Here is a 26536-nt window from a genome sequence, read left to right on the forward strand (position 1 = left end):
TGACATGGCCGACCCCAGCAGCTACCGACCCAAGCCGGGACAGATCCCCGACTCGCCGGGGGTCTACAAATTCCGCGACGAGCACGGCCGGGTGATCTACGTCGGGAAGGCGAAGAGCCTGCGCCAGCGGCTCTCCTCGTACTTCCAGGACCTCGCCGGGCTGCACCCGCGCACCCGCACCATGGTCACCACGGCCGCCTCCGTCGAGTGGACCGTGGTCTCCACCGAGGTCGAGGCGCTTCAGCTCGAGTACTCCTGGATCAAGGAGTACGACCCGCGGTTCAACGTCAAGTACCGCGACGACAAGAGCTATCCCTCGCTCGCCGTCACGATGGGCGAGGAGTTCCCGCGCGTCCAGGTCATGCGCGGACCGAAGAAGAAGGGCGTGCGCTACTTCGGGCCCTACGCCCACGCCTGGGCGATCCGCGAGACCGTCGACCTGATGCTGCGGGTCTTCCCCGTACGGACGTGCTCGGCCGGGGTGTTCAAGCGCTCCGCCCAGATCGGCCGCCCCTGTCTGCTCGGCTACATCGGCAAGTGCTCCGCGCCCTGCGTCGGCCGCGTCACCCCGCAGGAGCACCGCGAACTCGCGGAGGACTTCTGCGACTTCATGGGCGGCCGCACCGGCACCTACCTCCGCCGTCTCGAACAGCGGATGCACGACGCCGCGGAGGAGATGGAGTACGAGAAGGCCGCCCGCCTCCGCGACGACCTCGAAGCCCTCCGGCGCGCCATGGAGAAGAACGCGGTCGTCCTCGCCGACGCCACCGACGCCGACCTCATCGCCGTCGCCGAGGACGAGCTGGAGGCCGCCGTGCAGATCTTCCACGTACGCGGCGGGCGGGTCCGCGGCCAGCGCGGCTGGGTGACCGACAAGGTCGAGGCCGTCGACACGGCCGGACTGGTCGAGCACGCCCTCCAGCAGCTGTACGGGGAGGAGAAGGGCGACTCGGTCCCCAAGGAGGTCCTCGTCCCCGCCCTCCCCGACCCGGTCGAGCCCGTCACCCAGTGGCTCACCGAGCGCCGCGGCGCCCGCGTCGACCTGCGCATTCCGCAGCGCGGTGACAAGAAGGACCTGATGGCCACGGTCCAGCGCAACGCCGGACAGGCCCTCGCCCTGCACAAGACCAAGCGCGCCTCCGACCTCACCACCCGCTCCCGCGCCCTCGAGGAGATCGCCGAGGCCCTCGGGCTCGACACCGCGCCGCTGCGCGTGGAGTGCTTCGACATCTCCCACCTCCAGGGCCAGGACGTGGTGGCCTCCATGGTCGTCTTCGAGGACGGCCTCGCCCGCAAGAGCGAGTACCGCCGCTTCCAGATCAAGTCCTTCGCCGGCCAGGACGACGTCCGGTCCATGCACGAGGTCATCGGCCGCCGCTTCCGCCGCTACCTCACGGAGAAGCAGAAGACGGGGGAGTGGGAGGAGCGGCCCGAGGACGCCGCCGAGGGAGCACCGGAGGACGCCATCGAGGGGGCCACCGGGGGTGCCGTCCCCACCGGCGGCAGGGAGGACGACGGCCGCCCCAAGCGCTTCGCCTACCCGCCGCAGCTCGTCGTCGTCGACGGCGGCCGGCCGCAGGTCGCGGCCGCCAAGCGGGCGCTGGACGAGCTCGGCATAGAAGACGTCGCCGTCTGCGGCCTCGCCAAGCGCCTCGAAGAGGTCTGGCTGCCCGACGAGGAGGACCCCGTCGTCCTGCCGCGCACCAGCGAGGGCCTCTACCTCCTCCAGCGCGTCCGTGACGAGGCGCACCGGTTCGCCATCTCCTACCAGCGCAGCAAGCGCGCCAAGACGATGAAGGCCGGGCCCCTCGACGCCGTCGCCGGCCTCGGCGACACGCGCAAGCAGGCGCTGCTCAAGCACTTCGGCTCGGTCAAGCGGCTGCGCGCCGCGACGATCGAGCAGATCTGCGAGACACCCGGCATCGGGCGGAAGACGGCCGAGACGATCGTGGCGGCCCTCGCCGCCTCGGCCCCCGCCCCGGCCGTCAACACCGCGACGGGCGAGATCATGGACGGGGCGGAGGAATGATGGGCACGGCCCCCCGCCCCGATCTCGGACGCGCGGGATCACGACGCCCGGAGTTTGGGCCTTGGGCACCTCAAGGCCGCAGTATGGAAGACGGAGCCGCACCCGCGGCGCCGTCAGCGGAACGGGGGAAGACAGCATGAACGGCACCGACGGAGACGGAGCACAGGTGAGTACGGGCACGACGGTGGACGCGGCCGGCGAGACAGCGGCAATCCCCGAGCTGGTGATCATCTCCGGCATGTCCGGGGCGGGCCGCAGCACCGCCGCGAAGTGTCTGGAGGACCTCGGCTGGTTCGTCGTGGACAACCTGCCGCCCGCCCTGATCCCCACCATGGTGGACCTCGGCGCCCGCTCCCAGGGCAACGTGGCCCGGATCGCCGTGGTCGTGGACGTCCGCGGCCGGCGCTTCTTCGACAATCTGCGCGAGTCCCTCGCGGACCTGGCCGCCAAGAAGGTCAAGCGCCGGGTCATCTTCCTGGAGGCGTCCGACGACGCCCTGGTGCGCCGCTTCGAGTCCGTGCGCCGGCCGCACCCCCTCCAGGGTTCCGGCCGCATCGTCGACGGCATCGCCGCCGAGCGCGACCTCCTGCGCGAGCTGCGCGGCGACGCCGACCTGGTCATCGACACCTCCAGCCTCAACGTCCACGAGCTGCGCGCCAAGATGGACGCCCAGTTCGCCGGCGAGGAGGAGCCGGAGCTGCGGGCCACCGTCATGTCCTTCGGTTACAAGTACGGCCTCCCGGTCGACGCCGACCTCGTGGTGGACTGCCGCTTCCTGCCCAACCCGCACTGGGTCCCGGAGCTGCGCCCCTTCACCGGCCTCAACGAGGAGGTCTCGGGCTACGTCTTCAACCAGCCCGGCGCCAAGGAGTTCCTCGACCGCTACACCGAGCTGCTCCAGCTCATCGCCGCGGGCTACCGCCGCGAGGGCAAGCGCTACGTGACGATCGCGGTCGGCTGCACCGGCGGCAAGCACCGGTCCGTCGCCATGTCGGAGAAGCTCGCCCACCGTCTCGTCTCGGAAGGCGTCGAGACCGTCGTCGTCCACCGGGACATGGGGCGCGAGTGACCGGCCGTACCTCCCGTCTGCGCCGCGTACGCCGACTCGTCCCCGGCCGTGCGCGCGGCCGTGAGGGCCGGGCGTACACCGGCGCCCAGCCCAAGGTCGTCGCCCTCGGCGGCGGCCACGGGCTGTCCGCCTCGCTCGCCGCGCTGCGCCGCATCACCGGCGACCTGACGGCCGTCGTCACCGTCGCCGACGACGGCGGCTCCAGCGGCCGGCTCCGCGACGAGCTGGGCGTGCTGCCCCCCGGTGATCTGCGCAAGGCCCTCGCCGCGCTGTGCGGGGACGACGACTGGGGCCAGACCTGGGCCCGGGTCATCCAGCACCGCTTCGCCAGCGAGGGCGACCTGCACGGCCACGCCGTCGGCAATCTGCTGATCGTCGCCCTCTGGGAGCAGCTCGGCGACCACGTCAGCGCCCTGGACCTGGTCGGCAAGCTGCTCGGCGCCCACGGCCGGGTGCTGCCCATGTCCGCGGTCCCGCTGGAGCTCCAGGCCCTCGTCCGAGGCCACGACCCGGCCGAGCCCGACGCCATCAGCACCGTCCGCGGCCAGGCCACCGTGGCGCTCACCCCGGGCGACGTGCAGTCCGTGCACGTCGTCCCGGAGGACCCGCCCGCGGTGCCCGAGGCCGTCGAGGCGGTGCTCGACGCCGACTGGGTGGTGCTCGGCCCCGGCTCCTGGTTCTCCTCCGTCATCCCGCACCTGCTGGTCCCCGAGCTGCTCCAGGCGCTGCAGGAAACCAAGGCCCGCCGGGTCCTGTCGTTGAACCTCGCACCGCAGCCCGGCGAAACAGATGGCTTCTCCCCGCAGCGTCATTTGGAGGTTTTGGCCCGACACGCCCCTAAACTCGCCCTGGACGTGGTGCTGGCCGACGAGGCCGCCGTGCCCGACCGGGAAAGCCTCACCGACGCCGCCAAGCGGCTCGGGGCAACGGTCGAGCTGGCGCCGGTCGCCTCGCCCGACGGCTGCCCGACGCATGACCCGGAGCTGTTGGCCGCCGCGTACGACCGTATTTTTCGGATGCATGGAAGGATCGGCCCATGGCGATGACGGCAGCGGTGAAGGACGAAATCTCCCGGCTTCCCGTCACCCGGACCTGCTGCCGGAAAGCAGAGGTCTCGGCGATCCTGCGGTTCGCGGGCGGGCTGCACCTGGTCAGCGGGCGCATCGTGATCGAGGCGGAGCTGGACACCGGGATCGCGGCCCGGCGGCTGCGCAAGGACATTCTGGAGATCTTCGGGCACGCTTCCGACCTGGTGGTGATGGCCCCCGGCGGGCTGCGCCGCGGCAGCCGGTACGTGGTGCGGGTGGTGGCGGGCGGTGACCAGCTGGCGCGGCAGACCGGCCTGGTCGACGGCCGCGGCCGGCCGATCCGCGGGCTGCCCCCGCAGGTCGTCTCCGGCGCCACCTGCGACGCCGAGGCCGCCTGGCGGGGCGCGTTCCTCGCCCACGGCTCGCTCACCGAGCCCGGCCGCTCCTCGTCCCTGGAGGTGACCTGCCCGGGCCCCGAGGCGGCGCTCGCGCTGGTCGGCGCGGCCCGTCGGCTGCAGATCGCGGCCAAGGCGCGCGAGGTGCGGGGCGTCGACCGGGTCGTCGTCCGCGACGGTGACGCCATCGGCGCGCTGTTGACCCGGCTCGGCGCGCACGAGTCGGTGCTGGCCTGGGAGGAGCGGCGGATGCGCCGCGAGGTGCGGGCCACCGCCAACCGTCTGGCCAATTTCGACGACGCCAACCTGCGCCGCTCGGCGCGCGCCGCGGTCGCCGCGGGCGCCCGGGTCCAGCGGGCGCTGGAGATCCTCGGCGAGGAGGTGCCCGAGCACCTCGCCGCCGCGGGCCGGCTGCGCATGGAGCACAAGCAGGCGTCCCTGGAGGAGCTGGGAGCCCTCGCCGACCCGCCGCTGACCAAGGACGCCGTCGCCGGCCGGATCCGGCGGCTGCTCGCCATGGCCGACAAGCGCGCCCAGGACCTGGGGATCCCCGGCACCGAGTCGAATCTGTCGGACCTCTCCGACCTGTCGGAGGAGATGGCCGAGGGCATGGTCGGCTGACCGCCGACGTTCGCGGACCGCCCCGGCACCCATGAGGGTGCCGGGGCGGTCCGTTGTGCGCGCCCGGGACGCGTGGGCCGGGGGAGGGCGACGCAAAAGGCGTCATTGACATGATCATGAAGGGTTATGAGTCTGGCGGCCACGTACCGATGTGGCAGACAACAGCAAGGGGGGCTCATGCGACGCAGGGCGGGATCGGTCCTCGTGGTGACTTCGCTGTTCCTCGGCGGGCTCGCCGCGACGCCCTTGGCACACGCGCGACCATCCGCCGGAGCGGCCCCGCGGGCCGACTCCGGAGCACTGTCCGTATGGACCGCACAGGTCACCGCCACCCAGGTCCCGCTGCTGCTCGGGGCGGGTATCGACGGCCATGAACTGGGCGAGCGCATCACCGGCGACAAGGCCGTGCCCGTGGAGCTCCACCTCACCGGTGCACAGGCCCGCGCACTGCGCGGCCAGGGCGTGAACCTCACGGAGAGACGCCTCCCCGAGGGGGTCCGCGAGCGCACCGAGGCCGCCGGTGACGGCGTCTTCCGTCCGTACAGCGGGAAGAACGGGCTGCAGCAGGAGATCAGGGACACCGGCCGGGCCCACCCGGACCTGACCAAGGTCGTCAGCATCGGGAAGACCGTGCGCGGCCAGGACATCCTCGCCGTGAAGGTGTCGAGGAACGCGGCGAAGAGCCCCGACGGCGCCAAGCCTGCGGTGCTCTACATGTCCAACCAGCACGCCCGTGAGTGGATCACGCCGGAGATGACCAGGCGCCTGATGCACCACTACCTCGACCGCTACGGCAAGGACGAGCGGATCACCAAGATCGTGGACTCCACCGAGGTGTGGTTCGTGCTGTCCGCCAACCCGGACGGCTACGACTACACCTTCCAGAGCCCGGCCACCCGGCTGTGGCGCAAGAACCTCCGCGACAACGACGGCGACGGGAAGATCGCCCCCGGCGACGGCGTGGACCTCAACCGCAACTTCCCCTACAAGTGGGGCTATGACAACGAGGGCTCGTCACCGCGCCCCGCGTCCGAGACCTACCGCGGCCCCGCGCCCGCCTCCGAGCCGGAGACGCGGGCCGTCGACGCCTTCGAGAAGCGCCACCGCTTCCGCTACGCCGTCAACTACCACTCGGCGGCCGAGCTGATCCTCTACGGCGTCGGCTGGCAGGTCGCCACCCCCACCCCCGACGACGTCCTCTACCGGGCTCTCGCCGGCACCCCGGGCAAGTCCGCCATACCCGGCTACCGGCCGCAGCTCTCCTCCGAGCTCTACACCACCAACGGCGAGGCCGACGGTCACGCGGGCAACGTCAACGGCACCATGATGTTCACCCCCGAGATGTCGACCTGCCAGACCGCCTCCGAGGTGGACCCGGGCGACCGCTGGAACCCCGCCGACTGCCGGTCCGGCTTCACCTTCCCCGACGACGAGAAGCTGATCCAGCAGGAGTTCGCCAAGAACATCCCCTTCGCCCTGTCCGTCGCCGAGACCGCCGGCCGCGGTGACCGGCCCGTCTCCGCCGTCGGTCTGGACGCCCCCGACTTCACCCCGCACGCCTTCACCACCTCCTACGCGCGCGGCGGCGACCAGAGCGTCGCCGTCACCGCCCGCAGGAGCGTCCGCGACAAGCACCTGAACTACCGTGTCGACGGCGGCCGTACGCACACCGAGGAGCTCGAGGCCTTCGACGGCGGCAACCGCTACGGCGGCGAGGACAACATCCGCTTCGACCAGTACCGCGCCACCGTCGAGGGCGTCCGCCCCGGCTCCACCGTCAGCGTCTGGTTCACCGGCCGCACCCGTGAGGGCAAGCGGACCGCGAGCGAGCCCTTCACCTACACCGTGGCCCGAACACCCCGCGCCGACACCCTGGTCGTCGCGGACGAGGGCGGCAAGGAGGCGGCACGCGACGCCGGCCTGTACGCCAAGGCCCTGACCGACAACGGCCGCAAGGCCGTCGTCTGGGACGTCGCCGAGAGGGGCGCGCCCCCCGCGCTGGGCGTGCTCGGGCACTTCGACACGGTGCTGTGGTACAGCGGCACCTCCCGCCCCGACGGCGCCACCCTGCTGGCCGTGCGCGACTTCGTCAACGAGGGCGGCAAGCTGATCACCGCCGGGGTACGGGCGGGCGGCAGCTCGCGGGTCGGTGAGGCCGACACCGACGACTTCGCCCAGTACTACCTCGGCGCGGGCGCCCGCACCCAGTTCGCCCGGGCCACGCGCTTCACCGGTGCCGGTGAACTCACGGGCACCACCGCCGCCCTCGGCACGGGCGGAGGCCCGCTGGCGCTCGCCGGCGCCTACCGCCCGATCTCCGAGGAACTGCCGCCCGATGCCTTCCCGCAGTTCCGCAGTGCCGCGGCCGGCGAGTACCGCTCGTTGGTGACGCAGGGTGACGATCATGGGGTGCGAATTCGCGACGCCGCCGCCGTCACCACCCCGGACACCGTCCTGTTGGGCTTCGGTCTTGAACACGTGTCCGACGCGCGCGAGCGAGCCGGAGTGGTCGGCGCCGCTTTGCGTGCCATCGGCGGCTGACCTGCAGTTGAGCGTGGTTGAGCACGCCTGAGCGCGCCCGAGAACCCCCGCCGCCAATGTCACGTACCACCCCTGTTAGAGGTAGGGTCGGGGGTGGTCGGGGACATCCCATACAGCTCGCCGGCGTCCAGACCGGCAAACCAACGAGGAGATCGGTTCGTGACGATCCGCGTAGGCATCAACGGCTTTGGCCGTATCGGTCGTAACTACTTCCGCGCACTGCTGGAGCAGGGTGCGGACATCGAGATCGTCGGTGTCAACGACCTGACCGACAACGCCACCCTGGTCCACCTGCTGAAGTACGACACCATCCTGGGTCGTCTGAAGCAGGAGGTCAGCCACACCGACGACTCGATCACCGTCGGCTCCCAGACCTTCAAGACGATGGCCGAGCGCGACCCCGCCAACCTGCCCTGGGGCGAGCTCGGCGCCGACATCGTCATCGAGTCCACCGGCATCTTCACCAAGAAGGCCGACGCCGCGAAGCACCTCGCCGCCGGCGCCAAGAAGGTCCTGATCTCCGCGCCCGCCAAGGACGAGGACATCACGATCGTCATGGGCGTCAACCAGGACAAGTACGACGCGGCCAACCACCACGTCATCTCCAACGCCTCCTGCACCACCAACTGTGTGGCGCCGATGGCCAAGGTTCTCGACGAGAGCTTCGGCATCGTCAAGGGCATGATGACCACGGTCCACGCGTACACCAACGACCAGCGGATCCTGGACTTCCCGCACTCCGACCTGCGCCGCGCCCGCGCCGCCGCGGAGAACATCATCCCGACCTCGACCGGTGCCGCCAAGGCCACCGCCCTGGTCCTCCCGCAGCTCAAGGGCAAGCTGGACGGCATCGCCATGCGCGTCCCGGTCCCGACCGGCTCGGTCACCGACCTGGTCCTCGAGCTCGACCGCGAGACCAGCAAGGAAGAGATCAACACCGCCTTCCAGAAGGCCGCCGAGGGTCAGCTCAAGGGCATCCTCGAGTACACCGAGGACGCGATCGTCTCCTCCGACATCGTGAACTGGCCGGCCTCCTGCACCTTCGACTCCTCCCTGACCATGGTCCAGGGCAACCAGGTCAAGGTCGTCGGCTGGTACGACAACGAGTGGGGCTACTCCAACCGCCTGGTCGACCTGACGGTCTTCGTCGGCGGCCAGCTCTGATCGTTCCCTGACAGCGCTGTCAAGGGGACCGAGATGTAGTAGGGGACGGGGCTCGTGCGACGCTATGGCGCGTCGTACGGGCCCCGTCCTATGACTGTCCCCCAGCTATCGCTGGGAGGGGCCCCGATCACGGAAGTCACCGGAGTCACTGCATGAAGACGATCGACGAACTCCTCCAGGACGGCGTCGAGGGCAAGCGGGTCTTCGTCCGCGCCGACCTCAACGTGCCGCTCGAGGGCACCACCATCACCGACGACGGCCGCATCCGCGCCGTCGCGCCGACGATCGCCAAGCTCGCCGAGGCGGGCGCCAAGGTGATCGTCGCCTCCCACCTGGGCCGTCCCAAGGGCGCCCCGGACCCCCAGTTCTCCCTCGCCCCGGCCGCGGCGCGGCTCGGCGAGATCCTGGGCAAGAGCGTCTCGTTCGCCACCGACACGGTGGGCGACAGCGCGAAGGCCACCGTCGCCGCTCTGGCGAACGGCGAGGTCACGCTGCTGGAGAACCTCCGCTTCAACGCGGGCGAGACGAGCAAGGACGACGCCGAGCGCGGCGCGTTCGCCGACGAGCTGGCGGCCCTGGCCGACCTGTACGTGGGTGACGGCTTCGGTGCGGTGCACCGCAAGCACGCCTCGGTCTTCGACCTCCCGGCGCGCCTCCCGCACGCCGCCGGCGACCTGATCGCCACCGAGGTCGGCGTCCTGAAGAAGCTCACCGACGAGGTGCAGCGCCCCTACGTCGTGGTGCTGGGCGGTGCCAAGGTCTCCGACAAGCTGGGTGTCATCGACAACCTGCTGGAGAAGGCCGACCGCATCCTCATCGGCGGCGGCATGTCCTACACCTTCCTCAAGGCCAAGGGCCACGAGGTCGGCATCTCGCTGCTGCAGGAGGACCAGATCCCGGTCTGCCTGGAGTACCTGGCACGGGCCGAGAAGCGTGGCGTGGAGTTCGTCCTCCCCGTCGACGTCCTCGTCTCGGCCGACTTCCCGGACCTGAAGACCAAGGCCCCGGCCAACCCCGAGCTCGTCGCCGCGGAGGCCATCCCGGCCGACAAGGAGGGCCTGGACATCGGCCCGAAGACCCGCGAGCTCTACGCCGCGAAGCTCGCCGACGCGGGCACGGTCTTCTGGAACGGCCCCATGGGTGTCTTCGAGCACCCCGACTACGCCAACGGCACCAAGGCCGTGGCGCAGGGTCTCCTCGACAGCCCCGCCTTCACCGTCGTCGGTGGTGGCGACTCGGCCGCGGCCGTGCGCATCCTGGGCTTCGACGAGAACGCTTTCGGCCACATTTCGACCGGCGGCGGCGCCAGCCTCGAGTACCTCGAGGGCAAGACGCTCCCCGGCCTCGCAGCACTGGAGGACTGAACCAACGTGAGTGACCGTACCCCGCTGATGGCGGGCAACTGGAAGATGAACCTCAACCACCTCGAGGCCATCGCGCACGTCCAGAAGCTCGCCTTCGCCCTCGCCGACAAGGACTACGACGCCGTCGAGGTGGCCGTCCTGCCGCCGTTCACCGACCTGCGCTCCGTACAGACCCTGGTCGACGGCGACAAGCTGAAGATCAAGTACGGCGCCCAGGACCTCTCGGCGTACGACTCCGGTGCGTACACCGGCGAGATCTCCGGCGCGATGCTCTCCAAGCTCAAGTGCACCTATGTGACCATCGGGCACTCCGAGCGCCGCCAGTACCACGCCGAGACCGACGAGGTCTGCAACGCCAAGGTCAAGGCCGCCTACCGGCACGGGCTCACCCCGATCCTCTGCGTCGGCGAGGGCCTGGACGTCCGCAAGGCCGGCAACCAGGTCCAGCACACGCTGGCCCAGGTCGACGGCGGTCTGAAGGACATCCCGGCCGAGCAGGCCGAGTCGATCGTCATCGCCTACGAGCCGGTGTGGGCCATCGGCACCGGCGAGGTCGCGACCCCCGAGGACGCGCAGGAGGTCTGCGGAGCGATCCGCGGCCGTCTCGCCGAGCTGTACGGCCAGGAGCTGGCCGACAAGGTCCGCATCCAGTACGGCGGCTCGGTCAAGTCCGGCAACGTCGCGGCGATCATGGCCAAGCCCGACGTCGACGGCGCGCTGATCGGTGGCGCGGCGCTGGACGCGGACGAGTTCGTCAAGATCGTCCGGTTCCGGGACCAGTAAGGGACGGGACCTGTGGCGGCCGCCGAGGCGGCCGCTATGACGACGGGTGCTCCGCGGCGTACCCTGTCGGGGCCGGGACCGGCGTTTTCACGCCGCCCGGCCCCGCACGTTTTACCGTCCGAGAGATTCTTCAGTCCGAGAGAGTTGGTCAAGCCGTGGTCATGGGGTTCTCGATCGCCCTCATCGTCTTCAGCCTGCTGATGATGATGCTGGTGCTCATGCACAAGGGGAAGGGCGGCGGCCTGTCCGATATGTTCGGTGGCGGTATGCAGTCCTCCGTCGGCGGCTCCTCGGTCGCCGAGCGCAACCTCGACCGCATCACCGTGGTCGTCGGTCTGCTGTGGTTCGCGTGCATCGTGGCACTCGGCCTGCTGATGAAGCTCGATAGCTGACGTACCGTCGTCGGGTCGGCCTATCATTGGGCTCGCGTCCTCGCGGCCGGGCTGTAACTCCTGCCACTGGACGCGCGTTGGGCCTTACGTAGACTGGGGCGCCCGCCGCGGAGCTTCATCTCGTCGCTTCGCAGCACCATCACGCAGGGAGTTACGACCGTGGCAAGTGGCAACGCGATCCGAGGAAGTCGGGTCGGAGCGGGGCCGATGGGGGAGGCCGAGCGGGGCGAGTCCGCGCCGCGCCTCCGCATCTCCTTCTGGTGCTCGAACGGGCACGAGACGCAGCCGAGCTTCGCCAGCGACGCGCAGGTGCCGGACACGTGGGACTGCCCGCGTTGTGGCTTCCCTGCCGGTCAGGACCGGGACAACCCGCCGGACCCGCCGCGTACCGAGCCGTACAAGACGCACCTCGCGTACGTCCGTGAGCGGCGCAGCGACGCCGACGGCGAGGCGATCCTGGCGGAGGCGCTCGCCAAGCTCCGCGGCGAGATCTGAGCAGCGGCACCGAACACGCCAAGCGGCCCGGCCGCGCACTCCCACGAGGGTGCGCGGCCGGGCCGTCGTCGTCACCCGTGCCCGCCGAGGACCGCGCCGGGGCGTGCGGACACCTCATACCGAAGCCTGATCAATTAGGTTGGAGGATGGCGGGGCGGCAACGAGAAGAAGTGGGCTGATGTCCGAGATGAACGCAGAAGGCCGGAGCAGGCTCGACCAGACGCCTGAGTGGAACGCGTTGGCCAAGCACCGGGAAGAGTTGGGGGAGGTGCACCTGCGGAAGCTGTTCGCCGACGACTCCTCGCGGGCCGAGCGCTATGCGCTCTCCGTCGGCGATCTGTACGTCGACTACTCCAAGCACCTGGTCACCGACGAGACGCTGCGGCTGCTGCGCGAGCTGGCGGCCGCGACCGGGGTGGCCGGGCTGCGGGACGCGATGTTCCGGGGCGAGAAGATCAACACCACCGAGGGCCGCGCGGTGCTGCACACCGCCCTGCGCGCCCCGGAATCCGCCGTCGTGGAGAGCGACGGCGTCAACGTCATCCCCGCCGTGCACGCCGTATTGATGAAGATGCAGGTCTTCGCCGACCGGGTGCGCTCGGGGGGCTGGAAGGGCCACACCGGAAAGCCCATCAAGAACGTCGTCAACATCGGCATCGGCGGTTCCGACCTCGGCCCCGCGATGGCCTACGAGGCGCTGCGCGCCTACACCGCACGGGACATGACGTTCCGTTTCGTGTCGAACGTCGACGGCGCTGATCTGCACGAGGCCGTGCGGGACCTGGACCCGGCCGAGACGCTGTTCGTCATCGCCTCGAAGACGTTCACCACCATCGAGACCATCACCAACGCCACGTCCGCCCGCAACTGGCTGCTGACCGGCCTGCGCGCGGGCGAGGAGGCCGTCGCCAAGCACTTCGTGGCGCTGTCGACGAACGAGGAGAAGGTCGCCGAGTTCGGCATCGACACGGCCAACATGTTCGAGTTCTGGGACTGGGTCGGCGGTCGCTATTCCTACGACTCGGCCATCGGCCTCTCCCTGATGCTCGCCATCGGCCCGGACCACTTCCGCGAGATGCTGGCCGGCTTCCACCTGGTCGACGAGCACTTCCGCTGCGCGCCGCCGGAGGAGAACGTCCCGCTGCTGCTCGGTCTGCTCGGCATCTGGTACGGCAACTTCCACGACGCCCAGTCCCACGCGGTGCTGCCCTACAGCCACTACCTGTCGAAGTTCGCCGCGTATCTGCAGCAGCTGGACATGGAGTCCAACGGCAAGTCGGTGGACCGTGACGGCAACCCCGTCAACTGGCAGACCGGCCCGGTCGTCTGGGGCACCCCGGGCACCAACGGGCAGCACGCCTACTATCAGTTGATCCACCAGGGCACGAAGCTGATCCCCGCGGATCTGATCGGCTTCGCCAAGCCCGTGGACGACCTGCTGCCGGGTCTGGTCGGCCAGCACGACCTGCTGATGGCGAACCTCTTCGCCCAGGGCCAGGCACTCGCCTTCGGCAAGACCCCGGAGGAGGTCGCGGCGGAGGGCGTCCCGCAGGACCTGATCCCGCACAAGACGTTCAAGGGCAACCACCCCACCACGACGATCCTCGCGAACGAGCTCACGCCGTCGGTGCTCGGGCAGTTGGTCGCGCTGTACGAGCACAAGGTGTTCGTCCAGGGCGCGGTCTGGAACATCGACTCCTTCGACCAGTGGGGCGTCGAACTCGGCAAGGTCCTCGCGAAGCGGGTCGAGCCCGCGCTGACGGCCGGCGACGAGGTGCCGGGGCTGGACGCGTCCACGGCTGCGCTGGTCGCGCGTTACCGCTCGCTGCGCGGGCGCTAGGGCCGGATCTTCGTCCTACGGGCCGTCTGTGCCGCCTGCGGCGGCGAGCGCCCTGCGGGCGCGTCCTCAATCGCCGGACGGGCTTATTGCAGCCCGTCCGGCGATTGAGGACCGGGTCCGGGCGGAGCCCGGGAAACGCACGATGGCCCGGTCCCCCCCCGCGGGGAGACCGGGCCATCGGCCGTTCAGCGTGCTGTCAGGACGTCGCCGGAGGATACAGATCCCGCGGAAGGCGAGCCGCCGCGGCGGCGTCCAGCAGCCACAGCGTGCGGCTGCGGCCGTACGCCCCCGCGGCGGGGGCCTGGATCTCACCCGCACCGCTCAGCGCGAGCGCCACCGCGTTCGCCTTGTCCTCGCCCGCCGCGAGCAGCCACACCTCGCGGGCCGCGCGAATTGCCGGCAGGGTCAGGGAGACCCGGTTCGGCGGCGGCTTGGGCGCGCCCCGGACGCCGACCACCGTGCGCTCGGTCTCCCGCACGCCCGGCAGTTCGGGGAAGAGCGAGGCCACGTGCGTGTCCGGGCCGACGCCCAGCAGCAGGACGTCGAACGCGGGCACCGGGCCGTGGTCCTCGGGCCGGGCCGCCGCGGCGAGCTCCGCCGCGTAGGCCTCCGCCGCCGCGTCCGCGTCGTTGCCGTACGGGCCGCTCGCCGGCGGCATCGGGTGCACCCGGGCGGGGTCCAGCGGCACCGAGTCCAGCAGCGCCTCGCGCGCCTGGGTCACATTGCGCTCGGGGTCGCCGTCCGGGAGGAACCGCTCGTCGCCCCACCACAGGTCCAGCCGCGACCAGTCGACCGCGTCCCGCGCGGGCGCGGTGGCGAGGGCCGCGAGCAGCCCGTTGCCGTTGCGCCCGCCCGTGAGGACGACGGAGGCCGAGCCGCGGGCGGCCTGGGCGTCCACGATCTTCGTGATCAGCCGGGCCGCCGCGGCCTGCGCCATCAGCTCCTTGTCCCGGTGGACGACGATCTGAGGAGCGCTCACTTGCCCGCCGCCTTCTTGCCGGACGCCTTCTTGGCGGGGGCGGCGGTGGCTCCGTCCGAAGCGTCCGGAGCGGCCGGAGCCTCCGGAGCGGCCTCGGCGACCTCAGCGGCCTTGGCCGCCTTCGGCGCCGCGGCCGACTGCGCGGCCGGCTCGGAAAGCCGCTCCACGCCGTACTTCAGCGCCGCCTCGTAGGTGGTGTCCGGGTCGAGCCTGCGCAGCTCCTCCGCGAGGAGCTCCGCGGTCTCGCGTCGGTTGAGCGCGACGGCACGGTCCGGCTGGCCGGGCATGCAGAGCGTGGCCAGCGTGCCGTTGGGACGGTCCAGGACGATCGGGCCGTTCCCGGTCTCCAGCCGTACGGCGGTCAGGCCCGGGCCGTCCGAGACGGTCCGCTTCACCGGGACGCCGAGACGGTCCGCGAGCCACATGGCGAGCAGCTCACCGCTGGGGTTGTAGCCCTCGCCCTCGACCTCGGCGGAGACGACGTCGACCTGCTGCTGGTCCAGGGCGGCCGCGAGCATCGAGCGCCACGGCGTGATCCGGGTCCAGGCCAGGTCGGTGTCGCCGGGCGTGTAGTGCGCGGCGCGGGCCGAGACCTCCGCGAGGGGGTCCTCGGCGGCGTAGGTGTCGGTCACCCGGCGCTGGGCCAGGGCGCCCAGCGGGTCCTTCTCCGGGTTCGGCGGAGCACCCACCGGCCACCAGACGACCACGGGGGCGTCGGGCAGCAGCAGCGGCAGCACGACCGACTGGGCGTGGTCGATGACGTCGCCGTACAGCCTCAGGACCACCGTCTCGCCGGTGCCCGCGCTGGTGCCGACCCGGACCTCGGCGTCGAGGCGGGCCTTGGCGCGGTCGCGCATCGAGCGGCTGACCCGCTTGATGACGACGAGCTTGCGCGAGGGGTGCTCGCGGGACGCGTCGTTGGCGGCCTTGAGCGCGTCGTAGGCGTGCTCCTCGTCGGTGACGATGACCAGGGTGAGCACCATGCCGACGGCGGGGGTGCCGATGGCGCGGCGGCCCTGGACCAGCGCGTTGTTGATCTTGCTGGACGTGGTGTCCGTGAGGTCCATCTTCATGGCCGCCGCCAGCTCCGTCCGTCTCGTGCGAGCATCTCGTCGGCCTCGTCCGGGCCCCAGGTGCCGGCCTGGTAGGACGCGGGCTTGCCGTGCTTGTCCCAGTACCGCTCGATCGGGTCGAGGATCTCCCAGGACAGTTCGACCTCCCGCAGCCGCGGGAAGAGGTTGGCGTCGCCCAGCAGCACATCGAGGATGAGCCGCTCGTACGCCTCCGGGCTGGACTCGGTGAAGGACTCGCCGTAGGCGAAGTCCATCGAGACGTCCCGGACCTCCATCGAGGTGCCCGGCACCTTGGAGCCGAACCGCAGCGTGACGCCCTCGTCCGGCTGCACCCGGATCACCAGGGCGTTCTGCCCCAGCTCCTCGGTGGCGGTGTGGTCGAAGGGCGAGTGCGGGGCGCGCTGGAAGACCACCGCGATCTCGGTGACGCGGCGGCCGAGCCGCTTGCCCGTGCGGAGGTAGAAGGGGACGCCCGCCCAGCGGCGGTTGTCGATCTCCAGCTTGATCGCGGCGTAGGTGTCGGTCTTCGACTGCGGGTCGATGCCGTCCTCTTCGAGGTAGCCGACGACCTCCTCGCCACCCTGCCAGCCGTGCGCGTACTGACCGCGCACGGTCTCCTTGCCGAGGTCCTTCGGCAGCCGCACGGCGCCGAGCACCTTGGTCTTCTCCGCGACCAGCGCGTCCGCCTCGAAGGAGGCGGGCTCCTCCATCGCGGTGAGCGCGAGCAGCTGGAGCAGGTGGTTCTGGATGACGTCGCGGGCGGCACCGATGCCGTCGTAGTAGCCGGCCCGGCCGCCGATGCCGATGTCCTCGGCCATGGTGATCTGCACGTGGTCGACGTACGACCGGTTCCAGATCGGCTCGAAGAGGGTGTTGGCGAAGCGCAGCGCCAGGATGTTCTGGACCGTCTCCTTGCCGAGGTAGTGGTCGATCCGGAAGACCTCTTCCGGCGGGAACACCTCGTGGACGATCCGGTTGAGTTCCTGGGCGCTGGCCAGGTCGTGCCCGAAGGGCTTCTCGATGACGGCGCGCCGCCAGGAGCCCTCCTTCTGGTCGGCCAGTCCGTGCTTCTTGAGCTGCTGGACGACCTTGGGGAAGAACTTCGGCGGGACGGACAGGTAGAAGGCGAAGTTGCCGCCCGTGCCCTGCGCCTTGTCGAGCTCGTGGATGGTGTCCTTGAGCGTCTCGAAGGCCTCGTCGTCGTCGAAGTCGCCCTGGACGAACCGGCAGCCCTGCACCAGCTGCTGCCAGACCTCCTCGCGGAAGGGCGTGCGCGCGTGCTCCTTGACCGCGTCGTGGACGATCTGGGCGAAGTCCTCGTTCTCCCAGTCGCGGCGCGCGAAGCCGATGAGCGAGAAGCCCGGCGGCAGCAGACCGCGGTTGGCCAGGTCATAGACGGCAGGCATCAGCTTTTTACGGGACAAATCGCCCGTGACGCCAAAGATGACCAGGCCCGACGGCCCCGCGATACGCGGGAGCCGTCGGTCCTGAGCGTCACGCAGCGGATTGCTGCTTGTGCTCAATTCACGCCTCCGGAGCGAGGCGCTTGAGCTCCGCCTCAGTGGACTTCAGCAGGTCGTTCCACGACGCCTCGAACTTCTCGACGCCCTCGTCCTCCAGGACCTGCACGACGTCGTCGTACGAGATCCCGACCTTCGCCAGCGCGTCGAGCTCGGCCTTGGCCTGCTCGTACGTGCCGCGCACCGTGTCACCGATGATCTGACCGTGGTCGGCGGTGGCCTCCAGGGTGGCCTCCGGCATGGTGTTGACCGTGTTCGGGGCGACCAGGTCGTCCACGTACAGCGTGTCCTTGTAGGCCGGGTCCTTGACGCCGGTCGAGGCCCACAGGGCGCGCTGCTTGTTGGCGCCGGACTTCTCCAGGGCGGCCCAGCGGTCGGAGGAGAAGACCTCCTCGTACGCCTGGTAGGCCAGGCGGGCGTTGGCGAGCGCCGCCTTGCCGCGCAGCTCCTTGGCCTCCGCCGTGCCCAGCGCGTCGAGGCGCTTGTCGATCTCGGTGTCCACGCGGGACACGAAGAAGGACGCGACCGAGTGGATCAGGGACAGGTCCAGGCCCGCGGCCTTGGCCTTCTCCAGACCGGTCAGGTAGGCGTCCATCACCGCGCGGTAGCGCTCGAGGGAGAAGATCAGCGTCACGTTGACGCTGATGCCCTTGCCGATGACCTCGGCGATGGCCGGCAGGCCCGCCTTGGTCGCCGGGATCTTGATGAGGGTGTTCGGGCGGTCCACCAGCCAGGCCAGCTGCTTGGCCTCGGCGACCGTGGCCACCGTGTCGTGCGCCAGGCGCGGGTCGACCTCGATGGAGACCCGGCCGTCCTGGCCGTCGGTCGCGTCGAAGACCGGGCGCAGGATGTCGGCGGCGTCGCGGACGTCCGCCGTCGTGATCATGCGGATGGCCTCGTCGACGGTGACCTTGCGGGCCGCGAGGTCGGCGAGCTGCTGCTCGTAACCGTCACCGCCGGAGATCGCCTTCTGGAAGATCGACGGGTTGGTCGTGACGCCCACGACGTGGCTCTGGTCGATCAGCTCGGCCAGGTTGCCCGACGTGATGCGCTTGCGGGACAGGTCGTCCAGCCAGATCGCGACGCCTTCGTCGGAGAGGCGCTTGAGTGCGTCTGTCATGGGGATTGCATCTCCTACTGATTGTTTGCGGGCGTCAGCGGCGGTTGGCGTCGGCGTGCTCGACCGACTCGCGCGCGGCGGCGACCACGGCCTCGGTGGTCAGACCGAACTCGCGGTAGAGCACCTTGTAGTCGGCGGAGGCGCCGAAGTGCTCCAGCGAGACGATCCGGCCGCTCTCGCCGACGTAGCGGTGCCAGGTCAGACCGATGCCGGCCTCGACCGCGACCCGCGCCTTGACGTCGGGCAGCAGGACGCCGTCGCGGTACGCCTGGTCCTGCTCCTCGAACCACTCGACGGACGGCATCGAGACGACCCGGGTCGGGATGCCCTCGGCCTGGAGGACGTCACGGGCCTCGACGGCCAGCTGGACCTCGGAACCGGTGCCGATCAGGATCACCTGCGGACGGCCGCCCTCGGCCTCGAACAGGACGTAGCCGCCCTTGGCGACGCCCTCGTTTGCCTCGTAGGTGGGCACGTTCTGGCGGGTGAGGGCCAGACCGTGCGGCGCCGGGTGAGTGGTGTGGCGCTTGGTGATCTCGCGCCAGGCGATCGCCGTCTCGTTGGCGTCGGCCGGGCGGACCATGTTCAGGCCCGGGATGGCGCGCAGCGCGGCCATGTGCTCGACCGGCTGGTGGGTCGGGCCGTCCTCGCCGAGGCCGATGGAGTCGTGCGTCCACACGTAGGTGACCGGCAGCTTCATCAGCGCGGCCAGTCGCACGGCCGGGCGCATGTAGTCGGAGAACACCAGGAAGGTGCCGCCGTAGATGCGGGTGTTGCCGTGCAGCGCGATGCCGTTCATGGTCGAGCCCATGGCGTGCTCACGGATGCCGAAGTGCACCGTGCGGCCGTAGGGGTTCGCCTCCGGCAGCGGGTTGCCCTTCGGGAGGAAGGACGACGACGCGTCGATGGTCGTGTTGTTCGAGCCGGCGAGGTCGGCGGAGCCGCCCCACAGCTCGGGGATCACGCCGCCCAGCGCCTTGAGGACCTCGCCCGACGCCTTGCGGGTCGCGACGTCCTTGCCCGCGGGGAAGGAGGGGATCGCCTTCTCCCAGCCGTCGGGCAGCTCGCCCGCGTTGATCCGGTCGAAGTCGGCGGCGCGCTGCGGGTTCGCCGTGCGCCACTCCTCCAGCCGCTTGCTCCACGTGGCGTGCGCCTCGCGGCCGCGGTCGACGACCGAGCGGACGTGGGTGAAGACCTCGTCCTCGACCTGGAAGGTCTGCTCGGGGTCGAAGCCCAGCACCTTCTTGGTCGCGGCCACCTCCTCGTCGCCCAGCGCCGAGCCGTGCGAGGCCTCGGTGTTCTGCGCGTTCGGGGCGGGCCAGGCGATGATCGTGCGCGCGGCGATGATCGAGGGACGCTCGGTCTCCTCCTGCGCCGCCTTCAGCGCCGCGTACAGCGCCTGGACGTCGAAGTCGCCGTTCGGGGACTGCTCGATGCGCTGGACGTGCCAGCCGTACGCCTCGTAGCGCGCCAGGACGTCCTCGGAGAAGGCCGTCTCGGTGTCGCCCTCGATCGAGATGTGGTTGTCGTCGTAGAGCGCGACGAGGTTGCCGAGCTTCTGGTGGCCGGCCAGCGAGGACGCCTCGGCGGAGATGCCCTCCTCCAGGTCGCCGTCGGAGACGATCGCCCAGATGGTGTGGTCGAAGGGGGACTCGCCCTTCGCCGCCTCCGGGTCGAACAGACCGCGCTCGTAGCGGGCGGCCATGGCCATGCCCACCGCGTTGGCGATGCCCTGGCCCAGCGGGCCGGTGGTGGTCTCCACGCCGCGGGTGTGGCCGTGCTCCGGGTGGCCCGGGGTCTTGCTGTCCCAGGTGCGGAACGACTTCAGGTCCGCGAGCTCCAGGCCGTACCCGGCCATGAAGAGCTGGATGTAGAGCGTCAGGCTCGTGTGGCCGGGGGAGAGGACGAACCGGTCGCGTCCGGTCCAGTCGGCGTCGCTCGGGTCGTGCCGCATCAGCTTCTGGAACAGCAGATAGGCGGCGGGCGCCAGACTCATGGCCGTGCCGGGATGGCCGTTACCGACCTTCTGTACGGAATCCATGGCCAGGACGCGAGCGGTATCGACGGCCCGCTGGTCCAGTTCGGTCCACTCGAGGTCTGTGGTGGTCGGCTTGTTGCTCACCCTCGGTCAGGGCTCCTCTCCACATGTGCGATTGCCGGGGGCGGTATTCCGCCACGACGCGGCGCTGTCGAGCCTACCCCCGCTGGGACGCGCATTTTTTCGACGTACAGTCGGCTGCCCGACCGTGTGCCCGGGCAACCCGGTCCGGATGGCAAAGATTCCCGTGGTGGGTGCGACGGCCATGGAACCAGCCTGCCGGGGAGTGCGCCCGGCCGCCTCCCGAACGCTTCCGTTCTGTCGTGTCCCGCGGAATTCCGCGGGACGTTCGAGAGGTTTTCGAGCGCCTTCCGGGGTACCGGGCCGGTCCCTCCGCCCGAGGCGGCGAATGCTCAAGATCGGTTGTGGGGCCGGGATCATGAGGGCGAGAGGGGCCTCCAACACGACCCACCCCGGCGGAGGGCGGAGTACCCCCTACGTCTAGAGTGGCGTGGTACGCGCAAGTCTTTCCCGGGTCTGCACGCCCGGATGTGCTTGCTGGCCTTATCTCTGTCAGGGGTGTGCGTGACGGCCGTCGAATCCCGTCCTGCGGGGGTGCTCGTTGAGAGCCCCAGCCACCGGCCGTTCGGGGCCCGTGTCAAGGCGTTCGTTGCGTTGACCAAGCCCCGGGTCATCGAGCTGCTGCTCATGACGACCGTGCCGGTGATGTTCCTCGCCGCGGAGGGCGTGCCCGACCTGTGGCTGGTCCTGGCGACCTGCGTCGGCGGCTATCTGTCGGCGGGCGGCGCGGGCGCGTTCAACATGTACATCGACCGCGACATCGACGCGATGATGGACCGCACCTCGCAGCGACCGCTGGTCACCGGCATGGTCTCGCCGCGTGAGTGCCTGGTCTTCGCCTCCGCGCTGACCGTCGGGTCGACGGTGTGGTTCTGGTACCTGGTCAACCCCCTGTCGGCGATGCTCTCGCTCGGCGCCTCGCTGTTCTACGTCGTCGTCTACACGATGATCCTCAAGCGGCGTACCGCGCAGAACATCGTCTGGGGCGGCATCGCGGGCTGCATGCCGGTCTTCATCGGCTGGTCCGCGGTCACCGACTCCGTCTCCTGGGCCGCCCTCGTCCTCTTCCTCGTCATCTTCTTCTGGACGCCGCCGCACTACTGGCCGCTGTCGATGAAGGTCAAGGACGACTACGAGCGCGTGGGCGTGCCGATGCTGCCGGTCACCGCGGGCAACAAGGTGGTGGCCCGCCAGATCGTCCTCTACAGCTGGGTGATGGTCGGCGTCTCCCTCTCGCTCCAGCCCCTCGGCTACACCAGCTGGTTCTACTCGGTCGTCGCGGCCGCGCTCGGAGCCTTCTGGCTCAAGGAGGCGCACGGCCTCCAGGCCCGGGCCAAGGCGGGGATCACGGGCGCGAAGCTCAAGGAGATGCGGCTGTTCCACTGGTCCATCACCTATGTCTCGCTGCTCTTCGCCGCCGTCGCCGTGGATCCCTTCCTCCACTAGGGGGTCTGGGGGTCTCCCCCCAGAAGGCGCGTACTGGCCGGTAGCATCCTGCTCATGGCAGACACCCTCACGCAGGCCGAAGAGACCGCAATCGACGCCAAGGCGGCCCGCAAGGCCGCCCGGCTGGCCCGGCAGATCAGCGCGTTCGCCAAGAACCACGGCGGCAGCGCCGAGGGCCAGCTCGCGCACATCGGCCGCGGCACCACCCGGATCGCCCTCGTCGGCGCCAACGAGGAGTGGGGCAACCTCGTCGCTCCCTCTTTCGAGATCGCGCGGAAGGCCGCGGAGATCGCCGGGATCACCCTTCGGGACGACTTCGACGGCGAGATGGCGGCCAAGGTCCGCACCGGTCCGTACGAGTGGACCCGCATGGCCGGCATGCAGCTCGGCGGTCCCAGCAACGGCTGACGGCCGCGGCGCCGCTTGCCCGACGCGGTGCACGCCGCCCACCAGGCCGTTCCCGTGCCGTCATAACTGACGGGCGACTCGCCCGTTAAACCCCTCGGAAGCGGCCCCTCGGGCGCCGCGCGGGCGGGGTCGGGCGAGCGGGACGGGGTGGGCGCGAATGGTATACGGCATGCCGCCGCTCGTCGATCAGTACAGCCACGGTGCCGTCCACGGCGAACTGGGCCTCGGGGCGTTCGAGACGCATCTCGCGGCGGCCGCCGGATCCACCGGCGCGGCCCCCCGCGGGACGACCTTCTTCGACAGCCGCGCGGGCCTCGCCGTGCGCCGCTGGTGCCCGCCCCTGCTCGGTCTGGAACCGCACTGCGCCCCGGTCCGCTATCTGGCCAGGCGCCGCGAACTGGGCGCCTACCGGGCCGGTCACCTGCTGCTGCGCGGCGCGGGCATCGGGACGTTCCTGCTGGAGGCCGGGGTGCCCAGCGACCTCACCTCCCCCGGGGAGCTGGCCAGCGCCGCCGCCGGCCGCGCCCACGAGGTGGTCCGCCTCGAACCGCTCGCCGCGCAGGTCGCGGACACCTCCGGCAGCGCCGACTCCTTCGCCGCCTACCTCGCCGAGGCGCTCTACGCCGCCGCCCAGAACGCCACGGCGTTCGCCTCCGGGGTCCCCTCGTGCGACGGGACTCCGCCCGGCCCGGACGAGGTCCGCAGGGCCGCCGACCACTGGCTGCGCACCCGCCGCAGGGGCTCCGCACCCGGCGGGCCCGTACTCGGCCGTCATCTGCTGTGGAGCGCCGCCGCCACCGGGCTGCCCGTCCAGCTGCACTGCCCTGACCCCCGGCCGCTCGGCCCCTTCCTGCGGGCCACGGCCGGCCTGGGCACGGACCTGGTGCTGCTGCCCGATCCCTGGCACCACCGGCAGGCGGCGCAGCTCGCCGCGGTCTTCCCGCACGTCTACGCGGACGTCGGGGCCCGCCCCGAGGAGACGCTGCGCGAGGCGCCGTTCGGCAAGCTGCTGTTCTCCACCGGGGCGCGGGCGCTGGCGGAGCTGTACGTGGTGGGCGCCCGGCTGTTCGTCCGGGCCATGGAGCGGCTCATGGGCGACTGGGTCGCCGACGGCTGGTGCCGGCGCGCGGAGGCGGGGCGGATCGCCTCGCTCGTCGCGGCCGGCACCGCGTGCAGGGTCTACCGGCTGGACGCGGCGGCCGGCTGAAGCGTGTCGTGCCCGCCGGAGGGAGCGGGCACCGAGGCGTGCAGCTCACCGCGGTCCCGCAGTGACAGGAAGACCCGCAGTACGGCGATCCACACCAGGCAGGAGCCGAGCATGTGGGTGCCCACGAGGAGCTCGGGGGAGTCGTTGACGTACTGCACGAAGCCGATGGTGCCCTGGAGCATCAGCACGCCGAACAGCTCCACCACCCCGCGGTGGGTCCCGGCCGGCGCCTTCACGGCCCGCAGGACGAACCACAGGGCGACGACCAGACCGAGCACGACGCAGACGAGGTCCACGTGCAGCTGGGTGATCTCCCGGACGTCCAGCGGGATGCGGTGGACGTCCTTCTTCGCGTCGCCCGCGTGCTTGCCCGAGCCCGTCACCACGGTGCCGATGACGATCAGCAGGGCGGTCGCGACGACCAGCACCCAGCCGAGCTGCCGCACCGGGCGGGCCACCAGGTCGCGCGGCTCCTCGTCGCCCTCGCTCGCGCGGCGCCACATCACCACCGCGACCGTCAGCAGCGCGGTGGCCGCCAGGAAGTGCGAGGCGACGATGTAGGGGTTGAGGCCCGTCAGCACCGTGATGCCACCGATGATGCCGTTGCTCGCCACCAGCCAGAACTGCGCCCAGCCCAGCCGGGTGAGGCTGCGGCGGCGCGGGGCACGCGCGCGTGCCGCCGTGATGGCCAGGCCCACGACCGCGCACAGCACGTAGGTGAGCATGCGGTTGGTGAACTCGATGACGCCGTTGATGCCCATCTCGGGCGTCGGCGTCAGGCTGTCTTCGGTGCAGGTCGGCCAGGTCGGGCAGCCGAGCCCGGACTGGGTGAGCCGGACCGCGCCGCCCGTCACGACGATGATCACGGCCATCACGACGCAGGCGAACGCGGCCCGCTGGACGAAGCGGGCGGACGGCTGCCAGCGGTCGGCGACGAGCTGGAGGGGGTTCAGCGTTTTCGGCACGGGAGCCATCGTAAGGGCCCGCTTGTGCATGGATTCACGAGGGGGGTGCGTGGTGGATTGTCCCTTTGTGATTCCGCTGGTGACAGCGCGTGCGGGGCTACTCCCAGCGGAAGAAGCGCGCCGCCGCGCCGAGCCCGAGGACGGCCCATGCGGCGAGGATCCCCAGGTCGCCCCAGGGCAGGCCCGCGCCGTGCTGGAGGACGTCCCGCAGCCCGTCGGACAGGGCGGAGATCGGCAGCAGTTCGAGCACGGACCGGGCACCCGCCGGGAACTTGTCCAGCGGCACGATGACCCCGCCGCCGACCAGCAGGAGAAGGAAGACCAGATTGGCCGCGGCCAGGGTCGCCTCGGCCTTGAGGGTGCCGGCCATCAGCAGCCCGAGACCCGAGAACGCCGCGGTGCCGAGGACGAGCAGCGCGAGCACGGAGAGCGGGTTGCCGTGCGGCGACCAGCCGAGCGCGAAGGCGATCACCGTCAGCAAGGCGATCTGGAGGACCTCGGTGACCAGCACCGAGCAGGTCTTGGCGGTCATCAGCCCCCAGCGCGGCAGCGGGGACGCGCCGAGCCGCTTGAGCACCCCGTAGCGGCGCTCGAAGCCCGTCGCGATGGCCTGCCCGGTGAAGGCCGTGGACATCACGGCGAGCGCGAGGACGCCGGGGGCGAGGAAGTCCACGGCCTCGCCCTCACCGGTGTCGATGATGTCGACGGCACTGAAGAGGACCAGCAGGAGGGTGGGGATGACGACGGTCAGCAGCAGCTGCTCGCCGTTGCGCAACAGCATCCGGGTCTCCAGCGCGGCCTGCGCCCGGATCATCCGGACGAGCGGCGCGGCACCGGGCCTCGGGGCGAAGGTGCCCGTGCCCGTCTCCGGGCTCGTGCCCGCGGTCGTGTCGGTGCTCATGCCCGCAGCTCCTTGCCGGTCAGTTCCAAGAAGACGTCCTCCAGGGTGTGCCGCTCGACCGCTATGCGGTCCGGCATGACCCCGTTCTGCGCGCACCAGACGGTGACCGTCGCGAGCAGTTGCGGGTCGACCTTGCCGGTGACCCGGTACGTGCCGGACGTCAGCTCCGCGGCGGCGGAGTCGGCGGGCAGGGCCTTGAGGAGCGAGTCCAGGTCCAGGCCGGGCCGGCCGCTGAACCGCAGGGTGTTCTCCGCGCCGCCCCGGCACAGCTCCTCCGGGCTGCCCTGGGCGATGACCTTGCCGCCGTCGACGATGGCGACGTCGTCCGCCAGCTGCTCGGCCTCGTCCATGTGGTGCGTGGTGAGGACGACGGTGACGCCGTCCGCACGCAGCTCGCGCACGAGGTCCCAGGTCGCGCGGCGGGCCTGCGGGTCGAGGCCCGCGGTCGGCTCGTCGAGGAAGACCAGCTCAGGGCGGCCGACGACGGCCATGGCCAGCGCCAGGCGCTGCTGCTGGCCGCCGGATAGCCGCCGGTAGGCCGTGCGCCCGCAGGAGCCGAGCCCCAGGCGGTCGATGAGCGCGTCGACGTCCACGGGGTGGGCGTGCAGGGAGGCGGTGTGGCGCAGCATCTCCTCCGCGCGCGCCCCGGGGTAGACCCCGCCGCTCTGCAGCATCACGCCGATCCTCGGCCGCAGCGCGGCGGAGTCGGCGACCGGATCGAGGCCGAGCACCCGGACCGTGCCGGCGTCGGGGCGGCGGTAGCCCTCACAGGTTTCGATGGTGGTGGTCTTGCCGGCCCCGTTGGGGCCGAGCACGGCGGTGAGGGTGCCGGTGGCGACGGACAGGTCGAGCCCGTCCACCGCGGTCTTCGGGCCGTACCGCTTGACCAGACCGTGGATCTCGACCGCGAGCTCTCGGCCGGGGGGCCGGGGATCGTCCCCCGGGAAGGCGCTGCGCATGCCGGGAAGTCTACGAACCCCGAGCCGGTCCGGACCCCGCCGGGGGGCCGCGGAATACCTGACGGGGTGGCGGTTAGGTAACCCTTAGTGATCAAAACCACCGCCGCGTGGCGAGGGC

Annotated in this window: 21 protein-coding genes and 1 pseudogene; 14 read left to right on the plus strand and 8 right to left on the minus strand. The window is 71.0% G+C overall.

Annotation, left to right across the window (positions count from 1 at the left end; all coding sequences use genetic code 11):
• Positions 1 to 4: 4 nt before the first annotated feature.
• From uvrC to pgi, 11 genes and pseudogenes are all read left to right on the plus strand, one after another.
• Positions 5 to 2029: an excinuclease ABC subunit UvrC gene (gene uvrC / locus FHS38_RS04405; RefSeq protein ID WP_184730766.1), complete on the plus strand. Its 2025-nt coding sequence runs from the start codon at positions 5 to 7 to the stop codon at positions 2027 to 2029.
• A gap of 136 nt (positions 2030 to 2165) precedes the next feature.
• Positions 2166 to 3098, plus strand: a complete 933-nt coding sequence (gene rapZ, locus FHS38_RS04410; RefSeq protein WP_184730768.1) for an RNase adapter RapZ — start codon at positions 2166 to 2168, stop codon at positions 3096 to 3098.
• A complete protein-coding gene (locus FHS38_RS04415) occupies positions 3095 to 4144 on the plus strand; it encodes a gluconeogenesis factor YvcK family protein (protein ID WP_184730770.1) in 1050 nt (349 codons plus the stop codon). Before rapZ ends, FHS38_RS04415 begins: the two co-directional genes overlap by 4 nt.
• Positions 4135 to 5142, plus strand: a complete 1008-nt coding sequence (whiA, locus tag FHS38_RS04420) for a DNA-binding protein WhiA (protein WP_071964484.1) — start codon at positions 4135 to 4137, stop codon at positions 5140 to 5142. Before FHS38_RS04415 ends, whiA begins: the two co-directional genes overlap by 10 nt.
• Positions 5143 to 5319: 177 nt before the next feature.
• Positions 5320 to 7590 (plus strand): annotated as a pseudogene (locus FHS38_RS04425) (M14 family metallopeptidase); the annotation flags it as partial.
• Positions 7591 to 7842: 252 nt separating this feature from the next.
• On the plus strand, positions 7843 to 8847 hold the full coding sequence (gene gap / locus FHS38_RS04430) for a type I glyceraldehyde-3-phosphate dehydrogenase (RefSeq protein ID WP_184730773.1): 1005 nt from the start codon (positions 7843 to 7845) through the stop codon (positions 8845 to 8847).
• 152 nt (positions 8848 to 8999) lie between these two features.
• Complete coding sequence (locus tag FHS38_RS04435; RefSeq protein WP_184730775.1) at positions 9000 to 10211, plus strand: phosphoglycerate kinase; 1212 nt, start codon at positions 9000 to 9002, stop codon at positions 10209 to 10211.
• 6 nt (positions 10212 to 10217) lie between these two features.
• On the plus strand, positions 10218 to 10994 hold the full coding sequence (tpiA, locus tag FHS38_RS04440; protein WP_184730776.1) for a triose-phosphate isomerase: 777 nt from the start codon (positions 10218 to 10220) through the stop codon (positions 10992 to 10994).
• Positions 10995 to 11155: 161 nt separating this feature from the next.
• Entirely contained in the window at positions 11156 to 11386 is a 231-nt protein-coding gene (gene secG, locus FHS38_RS04445; protein ID WP_184730779.1) for a preprotein translocase subunit SecG, read from the plus strand.
• 159 nt (positions 11387 to 11545) lie between these two features.
• Positions 11546 to 11881 (plus strand): RNA polymerase-binding protein RbpA, encoded by a 336-nt coding sequence (locus tag FHS38_RS04450; protein WP_003957010.1) that lies wholly within the window; start codon positions 11546 to 11548, stop codon positions 11879 to 11881.
• 187 nt (positions 11882 to 12068) lie between these two features.
• Positions 12069 to 13721, plus strand: a complete 1653-nt coding sequence (gene pgi, locus FHS38_RS04455) for a glucose-6-phosphate isomerase (RefSeq protein WP_184731168.1) — start codon at positions 12069 to 12071, stop codon at positions 13719 to 13721.
• 196 nt (positions 13722 to 13917) lie between these two features.
• Here the strand turns inward: pgi and pgl are convergent, their stop codons facing one another.
• Genes pgl through tkt form a run of 5 tightly spaced genes read right to left on the minus strand, consistent with a single transcriptional unit; the run spans position 13918 to position 20535 of the window.
• A complete protein-coding gene (gene pgl, locus FHS38_RS04460) occupies positions 13918 to 14700 on the minus strand; it encodes a 6-phosphogluconolactonase (RefSeq protein ID WP_184730781.1) in 783 nt (260 codons plus the stop codon).
• Positions 14697 to 15773 carry a glucose-6-phosphate dehydrogenase assembly protein OpcA gene (opcA, locus tag FHS38_RS04465; protein WP_184730783.1) on the minus strand — a complete coding sequence of 359 codons (1077 nt, stop codon included), beginning with the start codon at positions 15771 to 15773 and terminating at the stop codon, positions 14697 to 14699. Before opcA ends, pgl begins: the two co-directional genes overlap by 4 nt.
• Complete coding sequence (zwf, locus tag FHS38_RS04470; RefSeq protein WP_184730785.1) at positions 15770 to 17296, minus strand: glucose-6-phosphate dehydrogenase; 1527 nt, start codon at positions 17294 to 17296, stop codon at positions 15770 to 15772. The genes opcA and zwf overlap by 4 nt, the downstream gene beginning before the upstream one ends.
• 1 nt (position 17297) lies before the next feature.
• Positions 17298 to 18413, minus strand: coding sequence for a transaldolase (gene tal, locus FHS38_RS04475; protein ID WP_184730787.1), 1116 nt, complete (start codon positions 18411 to 18413; stop codon positions 17298 to 17300).
• A gap of 34 nt (positions 18414 to 18447) precedes the next feature.
• A complete protein-coding gene (gene tkt, locus FHS38_RS04480; RefSeq protein ID WP_184730789.1) occupies positions 18448 to 20535 on the minus strand; it encodes a transketolase in 2088 nt (695 codons plus the stop codon).
• A 501-nt stretch (positions 20536 to 21036) separates the two neighbouring features.
• On the opposite strand from tkt, the gene FHS38_RS04485 reads away from it, so the two are divergent.
• The 3 genes from FHS38_RS04485 to FHS38_RS04495 all read left to right on the plus strand — a co-directional run bounded on the left by FHS38_RS04485 (position 21037) and on the right by FHS38_RS04495 (position 23593).
• Positions 21037 to 21978, plus strand: coding sequence for a heme o synthase (locus FHS38_RS04485; protein WP_184730791.1), 942 nt, complete (start codon positions 21037 to 21039; stop codon positions 21976 to 21978).
• A gap of 54 nt (positions 21979 to 22032) precedes the next feature.
• Positions 22033 to 22386, plus strand: coding sequence for a hypothetical protein (locus tag FHS38_RS04490; protein WP_184730793.1), 354 nt, complete (start codon positions 22033 to 22035; stop codon positions 22384 to 22386).
• A 169-nt stretch (positions 22387 to 22555) separates the two neighbouring features.
• On the plus strand, positions 22556 to 23593 hold the full coding sequence (locus FHS38_RS04495) for an amidohydrolase (protein WP_229821845.1): 1038 nt from the start codon (positions 22556 to 22558) through the stop codon (positions 23591 to 23593).
• On the opposite strand, the gene FHS38_RS04500 is transcribed toward FHS38_RS04495, so the two are convergent.
• The 3 genes from FHS38_RS04500 to FHS38_RS04510 all read right to left on the minus strand — a co-directional run bounded on the left by FHS38_RS04500 (position 23566) and on the right by FHS38_RS04510 (position 26418).
• Positions 23566 to 24558 (minus strand): COX15/CtaA family protein, encoded by a 993-nt coding sequence (locus FHS38_RS04500; RefSeq protein WP_184730797.1) that lies wholly within the window; start codon positions 24556 to 24558, stop codon positions 23566 to 23568. The two genes, FHS38_RS04495 and FHS38_RS04500, sit on opposite strands and share 28 nt — an antisense overlap.
• 97 nt (positions 24559 to 24655) lie before the next feature.
• On the minus strand, positions 24656 to 25459 hold the full coding sequence (locus FHS38_RS04505; protein ID WP_184730799.1) for an ABC transporter permease: 804 nt from the start codon (positions 25457 to 25459) through the stop codon (positions 24656 to 24658).
• The gene (locus FHS38_RS04510; RefSeq protein ID WP_184730802.1) at positions 25456 to 26418 is read right to left on the minus strand and encodes an ABC transporter ATP-binding protein; all 963 of its coding nucleotides are present in this window, start codon (positions 26416 to 26418) and stop codon (positions 25456 to 25458) included. The genes FHS38_RS04505 and FHS38_RS04510 overlap by 4 nt, the downstream gene beginning before the upstream one ends.
• Between the last annotated feature and the right edge of the window lie 118 nt (positions 26419 to 26536).

It is taken from the genome of Streptomyces netropsis (assembly GCF_014203545.1).
Lineage (GTDB): Bacteria > Actinomycetota > Actinomycetes > Streptomycetales > Streptomycetaceae > Streptomyces > Streptomyces netropsis.

Excerpts from the sequence above, each read along its gene's own strand:
- uvrC (WP_184730766.1), top strand. The coding sequence starts at position 5 with ATGGCCGACCCCAGCAGCTACCGACCCAAGCCGGGACAGATCCCCGAC.
- rapZ (WP_184730768.1), top strand. The coding sequence starts at position 2,166 with ATGAACGGCACCGACGGAGACGGAGCACAGGTGAGTACGGGCACGACG.
- whiA (WP_071964484.1), top strand. The coding sequence starts at position 4,135 with ATGGCGATGACGGCAGCGGTGAAGGACGAAATCTCCCGGCTTCCCGTC.
- FHS38_RS04435 (WP_184730775.1), top strand. The coding sequence starts at position 9,000 with ATGAAGACGATCGACGAACTCCTCCAGGACGGCGTCGAGGGCAAGCGG.
- secG (WP_184730779.1), top strand. The coding sequence starts at position 11,156 with ATGGGGTTCTCGATCGCCCTCATCGTCTTCAGCCTGCTGATGATGATG.
- pgi (WP_184731168.1), top strand. The coding sequence starts at position 12,069 with ATGAACGCAGAAGGCCGGAGCAGGCTCGACCAGACGCCTGAGTGGAAC.
- opcA (WP_184730783.1), bottom strand. The coding sequence starts at position 15,773 with ATGAAGATGGACCTCACGGACACCACGTCCAGCAAGATCAACAACGCG.
- tal (WP_184730787.1), bottom strand. The coding sequence starts at position 18,413 with ATGACAGACGCACTCAAGCGCCTCTCCGACGAAGGCGTCGCGATCTGG.
- FHS38_RS04490 (WP_184730793.1), top strand. The coding sequence starts at position 22,033 with ATGGCAGACACCCTCACGCAGGCCGAAGAGACCGCAATCGACGCCAAG.
- FHS38_RS04495 (WP_229821845.1), top strand. The coding sequence starts at position 22,556 with ATGCCGCCGCTCGTCGATCAGTACAGCCACGGTGCCGTCCACGGCGAA.
- FHS38_RS04505 (WP_184730799.1), bottom strand. The coding sequence starts at position 25,459 with ATGAGCACCGACACGACCGCGGGCACGAGCCCGGAGACGGGCACGGGC.
- FHS38_RS04510 (WP_184730802.1), bottom strand. The coding sequence starts at position 26,418 with ATGCGCAGCGCCTTCCCGGGGGACGATCCCCGGCCCCCCGGCCGAGAG.